This window comes from Streptomyces sp. NPDC001700, from assembly GCF_053596435.1.
Genome location: NZ_JBSFGE010000070.1, coordinates 1 through 8,107 on the forward strand (window position 1 = coordinate 1; position 8,107 = coordinate 8,107).

Sequence of the window (8,107 nt, forward strand, 5' to 3'; positions counted from 1 at the left end):
ACATCCACGCCGTCGAAGCACACGGCACCGGCACCACACTCGGCGACCCCATCGAAGCCCAAGCCCTCCTCGCCACCTACGGCCAAAACCGCGACACCAACCACCCCCTCCTCCTCGGCTCGATCAAATCCAACATCGGCCACACCCAAGCCGCCGCAGGCGCCGCCGGTATCATCAAAATGGTCATGGCCATGCGCCACGGCGTCCTGCCCCAGACCCTCCACGTCGACGAACCCACCCCCCACGTCGACTGGACCACCGGCGCCGTCGAGCTGCTGACGGAGCACCGCGACTGGCCGGAGACGGGTACTCCCCGACGTGCGGGCATCTCCTCCTTCGGCGTCAGCGGCACCAACGCCCACGTCATCCTCGAACAAGCACCCACAACAGCAACCGAGCAGGAAACCGACCACAACGCTCCCCCCGCCGTGCCTGTCGTCCCTTGGATCCTTTCCGGCGACACCGAAGCCGCACTGCACGCACAGGCCCGACGGCTGAAAGCCCACACGACAGACAACCCTCACCTCGCCCCCACAGACATCGGCTGGTCGCTCGCCTCCACCCGCGCGACGCTGTCGCACCGCGCCGTGGTCGTCGGCACGAACCGCGACGAACTCCTCCACGGCCTGGACTCGCTGGTCGCCGGTATTCCGGTGTCCGGCGGGCTGGCCATGCTCTTCACCGGCCAGGGCTCCCAACGCCTCGGCATGGGCCGGGAGCTGTACAACGCGTTCCCGGTGTTCCAGCAGGCCTGGGACGAGGTATGCGAGGAACTGGAAGCCCACCTCGACCGGCCACTCACCGAAGTCGTGTGGGGCCAGGACCCTGAACTCCTCAACCAAACCCTCTACACCCAAGCCGCCCTCTTCACCCTCGAAGTCTCCCTCTACCGCCTCATCACCTCCTGGGGCATCACACCCGACCACCTCCTCGGCCACTCCATCGGCGAACTCACCGCCGCCCACCTCGCAGGCGTATGGTCCCTGCCGGACGCGGCGAAGGTGGTCGCCGCACGCGGCCGCCTCATGCAAGCCCTCCCCACCGGCGGCGCCATGGCCACCATCGCCGCACCAGAAACCGACGTACTCCCCCTCCTGGACGACCAGCGAGCGGCGATCGCCGCCGTGAACGGCCCGTCGTCGGTCGTGATCTCCGGCGACGAGGCAGCGGTCGGGCATGTCATCGACACCATGACCGCGCGCGGGGTGAAGACACGACGGCTGCACGTCAGCCACGCCTTCCACTCACCGCGCATGGACGCCATGCTCACCGAGTTCACCGAAGTACTCCAGAGCGTGGAATTCCACACCCCGAACATCCCCCTGATCTCCAACCTCACCGGCACGATCGCCGGAGAAGAACTGCGCTCCCCGGACTACTGGACCCGCCACGTCCGCAACACCGTCCGCTTCAACGACGGCCTCAACACCCTCCGCAACCTCGGCACCACCACCTTCCTCGAACTCGGCCCCGACGGCTCGTTGTCGTCACTGGCGGACGGTGACGGGGTCCCGGCGCTGCGGCCCGGCCGGTCGGAGGCGGTCACGCTGATGACGGCGCTGGGTGGACTGTTCGTCCGGGGCATGGAGGTGGACTGGCGTGCTGTGTTCCCGGGAGCCCGGCCGGTGGAGCTGCCCACGTACGCGTTCCAGCGCGAGCGCTACTGGCTGCGCCCGGACCGGCAGCTGCCGGACGCCGACCGGTGGCGGTACGGGCTGACGTGGACACCGGTCACCGATGTTCCCGAAGGGACCGGGGCCGCGCTGTCCGGCGTCTGGTGGGTGATCACCGAGCCGGGCGCGACCGCCCGTACGGACGTGGCTTCCGGTGACGACGTGGCCGCCGCGTTGCGCGCGGCCGGAGCCGATGTGCGCGCCATGTCCTTGGCGGAACTGACCCGGACACCGGTCGCTGCCGCCGGCCCGGATCCGGATCCGGTCGCGGGCGTGGTGTCCTTGCTGTCTGTCGAGTCGACGGTCGCGACCGTGCAGGCTCTCGGCACTGCCGGGATCGAAGCACCCTTGTGGTCCGTCACCCGGGGCGCGGTCGGCGTGGCCGACGGCGACGCCGTGGACCCCTACGAGAGCGAGGTGTGGGGTCTGGGCCGTGTGGTGGCCCTTGAGCACCCCGACCGCTGGGGCGGGCTCATCGACCTCCCCACGGCTCTGGACGAACAGTGCGGGATCGCGCTGGCCGGAATCCTCTCCGGCGCCACCAACGAGGACCAGCTCGCCATCCGTCCCACGGGCGTATGGGCCTGCCGCCTGAGCCGCATGGCTCCCGCCACTCCCGAGCCCGCCGAATGGCACGGCCGGGGCACCGCACTCGTGACCGGTGGCACGGGCGCCCTGGGCGGCCATGTCGCCCGCTGGCTCGCCAGCACCGGCGTGGAGCACATCGTGCTCACCGGACGCCGAGGCATCGAAGCCCCCGGAGCCCAGGACCTGGCCACCGAACTGGAAGCCATGGGCCCACACGTCACCATCGCCACCTGCGACGTCACCGACCGCGACGCCCTCACCGCACTCCTCGAAACCATCCCCGACCTCCGGACCGTCATCCACGCCGCAGGCGTGCCGAGCTGGGGCGCGGTCGACGGGTTGGCCCCGGCCGAATTCGCCGAGAGCGTGCGGTCGAAAGTCGTCGGCGGGGAGCTTCTCGACGAGCTGACGCGCGAGAGGGATCTGGACGCGTTCGTCCTGTACTCGTCGATCGCCGGTGTGTGGGGCAGCGGCAACCAGTCCGCGTACGCCGCCGCCAACGCGTTCCTGGACGGGCTGGCACATCGCCGCCGGGCCAACGGCCTGGTGGCCACCTCCGTGGCCTGGGGCATGTGGGACGGCGGCGGCATGGCCGAGGGCGGCGAGGAGTTCCTCGTCGAGCGCGGCGTGTCGGCCATGGCGCCGCAGCTCGCGATCGCGGCGCTGCGGCGGGCGATGAGCGACGACGAGACGGCGATGGTGGTCGCCGACATCGACTGGGCGCGCTTCGGCCCGCGCTTCACGGCGCTGAGGCCGAGCCCTCTGCTGAGCGGACTCATGGCAGAGGCAGAGGCAGAGGCACAGGCAGCGGTGGCGGAGGCTCGTTCGGACACCGCCGGGCCGGTCGGCGCCTTCGCTGCGCGGCTGGCCGGAATGCCGCCGGAGGAGCGGAACCGGGCCGTCACGGAGCTGATACGGACGCGGGTCGCCGAGGTGCTGGGGCACGCGCAGTCGGCCGCGGTCGACCTGAACCGGCCGTTCCAGGAACTGGGCTTCGACTCGCTGATGGCCGTGGAGCTGCGCAACCGGCTCGGTTCCGCCACCGAGCTGACCCTGCCCGCGTCGGTCATCTACGACTACCCGACCCCGACGGCGCTGGCGGAGCACGTGTGCCGGGAACTTCTGGGCCTCGCCGAGGAGATCCTCGCGCCGGTCGCGGTCCGCGCGGTGGACGACGACCCGATCGTCATCGTCGGCATGAGTTGCCGCTTCCCCGGCGGGGTCGACTCCCCCGAGTCGCTCTGGGAGCTGGTGAGTTCGAGTAGCGACGCCATCTCACCATTTCCCACCGACCGGGGTTGGGACCTCGCGGGCGTCTACGACGCCGACACCGAGCGTTCGGGCCGGTCGTACGCGCGGGCGGGCGGCTTCCTCTACGACGCCGCTGACTTCGACGCGGGCCTCTTCGGGATCTCCCCTCGCGAGGCGATGGCGATGGACCCGCAGCAGCGACTGCTGCTGGAGACGGCCTGGGAGACGTTCGAACGGGCCGGTATCTCCACGGCCGAGCTCAAGGGCAGCCAGACCGGTGTGTTCGTCGGTGCGTCCACTCAGGGCTATGGCGGCGGGAACGGCGAACTGCCGGAAGGGTCGGAGGGATACCTCCTGACCGGCAACGCGGGCAGTGTCGTCTCCGGCCGACTCTCCTACACCTTCGGCCTCGAAGGCCCGGCGGTGACGGTGGACACGGCGTGCTCGTCCTCGCTGGTCGCCCTGCACTGGGCGGTCCAGGCGCTGCGGAACGGCGAGTGCTCGCTCGCGCTCGCCGGTGGCGTGACCGTCATGGCGACACCGGCCACCTTCGTGGAGTTCTCCCGTCAGAGAGGCCTGGCCGCCGATGGCCGGTGCAAGGCGTTCGCCGCGGCTGCGGACGGCACCGGCTGGGGCGAGGGCGTCGGCATGCTCCTCGTGGAGCGGCTGTCCGACGCCCAGCTCAACGGCCACCAGGTCCTCGCGGTCGTACGAGGCTCCGCCGTCAACCAGGACGGTGCGTCCAACGGTCTGACCGCTCCGAACGGCCCGTCGCAGCAGCGTGTGATCCGCCAGGCCCTGGCCAACGCCCGCCTGTCGACAGCCGATGTCGACGCGGTCGAGGCACACGGCACCGGCACCACACTCGGCGACCCCATCGAAGCACAGGCGCTGCTGGCCACCTACGGTCAGGACCGCGACGCCGACCGCCCCCTGCTCCTCGGTTCGCTCAAGTCCAACATCGGCCACACTCAGGCCGCCGCAGGCGTCGCCGGTGTCATCAAGATGGTCATGGCCATGCGCCACGGCGTACTGCCCCAGACCCTCCACGTGGACGAACCCACCCCCCACGTCGACTGGACGACCGGCGCCGTCGAACTGCTCACCGAACACACCGACTGGCCGCAGACAGACGCCCCACGCCGGGCAGGCGTGTCCTCGTTCGGTGTGAGCGGCACCAATGCCCACGTCATCCTCGAACAGGCGGAAGCGGTGGCGGAGCCCTCGTCCGAGGCCGAGCGGGGCGAACTGCCTGCGGTTCCCTGGGTGCTGTCCGGACATGACGACGCCGCGCTGCGGGCGCAGGCCGAGCGGTTGCGGTCCCTGGTGACCGGGCAGCCGGATCTCGACCCCGTGGACGTGGGCTGGTCCCTGGTCTCGACCCGGACGCAGCTGCCGCACCGCGCGGTGGTCTTGGGCGCGGACCGCGAGGAGCTGCTGCACGCGTTGGACGCGGTGGCGAGCGGTGAGCCCGCGCAGGGGGTCGTGACCGGTGTCGCCGGTTCGTCGGCCGAGGCAGTGTTCGTCTTTCCCGGTCAGGGTTCGCAGTGGACCGGCATGGCACACGAACTCCTCGACACCTCGACCGTTTTCGCCGAACGGATGCGAGAGTGCGCCGCCGCACTGGACCCGTTCGCCGACTGGTCACTCCTGGACGCCCTCAACGACGAAGAGGCACTACGCCGGGTCGATGTGGTCCAGCCCGTGCTGTGGGCCGTCATGGTCTCCCTCGCCGAACTCTGGCGCTCCCACGGCATCACGCCAGCCGCCGTCATCGGCCACTCCCAAGGAGAAATCGCCGCAGCCTGCGTCGCAGGCGGGCTCTCTCTCCAAGACGGCGCCCGCATCGTAGCGCTGCGTAGTAAGGCCCTGCTGGCCCTCTCCGGCCACGGCGGCATGGTCTCCGTACCCCTCCCCGCAGAGCAGTTGCGTGACCGGGACGGGCTGTCCATCGCCGCCATCAACGGACCCGCCTCCACCGTCGTCTCCGGCGACAACCACACACTCGACACACTCCTCGCCGAGTATCCGCAGGCCAAACGCATCCCCGTCGACTACGCCTCCCACTCCGACCACGTAGAGCGCATCGAAGACGAACTCGCCGAAGCACTCGCGCCGGTCACACCCCGGACGGGCACCGTTCCCTTCTACTCCACCGTGACGGGCACACTCACGGACACAGCAGAGTTGAACGCCGCCTACTGGTACCGCAACCTCCGCCACACCGTCGACTTCCAAGGCACCATCGAAAACCTCCTCACCCTCGGCCACACCGCATTCGTCGAGGCCAGCCCCCACCCCGTCCTCCTGGCCGGGGTACGGGACACCGCCGACGCGGCCGAGGCGACCGTCGTGGCGGCCGGTACCCTGCGCCGTGGTGAAGGAGATCTCCGCCGCTTCCTGACCTCGTTGTCCGAGCTGTCGGTCTTCGGCGTCGAAGCGGACTGGCAGGCGGTGTTCGCCACGGCCAACGCCCGGCGCGTCGGCCTGCCGACGTATCCGTTCCAGCGGGAACGCTTCTGGATCGAGCGGACCACCGAGGCCGTCGTACCGGTGGCGGAGGCGGAGGCGGACGGTGAGTTCTGGGCGGCGGTCGAGCAAGAGGACATCGACTCGCTCGTGACGACCCTCGGGGTCGACGGCGAGCAGCTGAGCGGTCTCCTGCCCGCCCTGTCGGCCTGGCGTCGCCAGCGGCACGAGCGGTCCGCGCTGGAGTCCCTTCGCTACCGCGCCGAGTGGAAGCCGCTGACCGGCAACCAGCCTGCGGCATTGTCGGGCCGGTGGCTCGTCGTGGTCTCCGAGGCCGACGCCGAGCACGCGTGGGTCACGGGCACGACCGAGGCGCTGGCCGCCCACGGAGCCAAGCCGTCGCTCCTCATCCTGGGCGAAGGCGAGCTGGAGCGCGCCGCACTGGCCGAGCGGCTACGGGACGCGGTCGACGTCAGCGGTGTGGTCTCGCTGGTGGCCCTTGACCAGCGGCCGCATCCGACCTTCGCGTCGGTACCCGTCGGCTACGCGTGGACGGTGCTGCTGTCGCAGGCCATGGGCGATGCCGAGGTGGTGGCTCCGCTGTGGGCGATGACTCGACAGGCGATGTCGACCGGGCTTCACGACGCCATCAGCGGAATGCCGCAGGCCCTGGTGTGGGGGCTCGGCCGGGTCATAGCCCTTGAGCAGCCGTTGCACTGGGGCGGCCTGATCGACCTTCCGGAGAGCGTCACTCCACGGGCACAGGACTGCCTGGCCCGGGTGCTGTCCGGTGTGACCGGTGAGGACCAGGTGGCCATCCGGGCCGCCGGTGCCTACGGCCGCAGGCTCCTCCACGCACCCCCGCTCACCCCCGAGGCACCCACCTGGACACCCCAGGGAACCATCCTCGTCACCGGCGGAACCGGCGCCCTCGGCAGCCACGTCGCCCGATGGCTCGCCCACCAAGGCGCCGAACACCTCATCCTCACCAGCCGCCGAGGCAAGGACGCCCCCGGCGCACCCCAACTCATCCACGACCTCGAAACCACCGGAACCAAAGTCACCGTCGCCGTCTGCGACGTCGCCGACCGCCACCAACTCTCCAACCTCATCCACCAAACCGGCCCCCTGACCGCCGTCATCCACACAGCAGCCCTCCTCGACGACGCCACCGTCGACTCACTCACCACCGAACAACTCCACCGCGTACTCCGCGTCAAAGCCGACGGCGCCCTCAACCTCCACGAACTCACACGCGACATGAACCTGTCCGCGTTCGTCCTCTTCTCCTCCATGGCGGGAACAGCAGGCACACCCGGCCAAGGCAACTACGCACCGGGCAACGCCTTCGTAGACGCACTCGCCGAACACCGCCGAGCCCAAGGCCTGCCCGCCACCTCCGTGGCCTGGGGCCTATGGTCCGGCAACGGCATGGGAGAAACGGAAGCCGGTGAAGTCGCCCGACGCCACGGCGTCCCCGCCCTCGACCCCGAACTCGCCATCGCCTCCCTACGCACCGCCATCGAACAACGCGACACCGTCATCACCATTGCCGAGATCGATTGGGAACGCCACTACACCGCCTTCACCGCCACCCGACCCAGCCCCCTCCTCACCGACCTCCCCGAAGTACGACAACTGATCGACACCGGTGCCAGTACGAGTGCCGACGACTCGGGGACCGGCAGCCCGTCCGCTCTGGCCAACCGTCTGGCGGATCTCGGCAAGGCGGAGCAGGAGGAGTCACTCCTGGAGATCGTCCGTCGGCACATGGCGGTGGTCCTCGGGTACGCCACGCCGGAGGCCGTCCCGGCCGACCGTGCGTTCATGGAGCTGGGCTTCGACTCGGTGATGGCCGTGGAGTTCCGCAACCGGCTCGGCGCCGCGACCGGACTCCGGCTCCCGGCGACCACCGTGTTCGACTACCCGACCCCGATCGCTCTGGCCCGGCACATACGGACCGAGTTGTTCGGGTCGGAGGCCGATGCCGTACGCGTCGTGTACGGGGGCAGTCCTGCGGGGGCCATTGAGGACGATCCGATCGTGATCGTCGGTATGAGCTGCCGCTTCCCCGGCGACATCAACTCCCCCGACCAACTATGGCAATTCCTCGCAGGCGGCAACGA

The 8,107-nt window shown here is 70.1% G+C and carries 1 protein-coding gene; it reads left to right on the plus strand.

What is annotated here, in order from left to right; genetic code table 11:
* A partial coding sequence (locus ACWC5C_RS41950; protein WP_450884609.1) for a type I polyketide synthase occupies positions 1-8,107 on the plus strand: 8,107 nt, incomplete at both ends.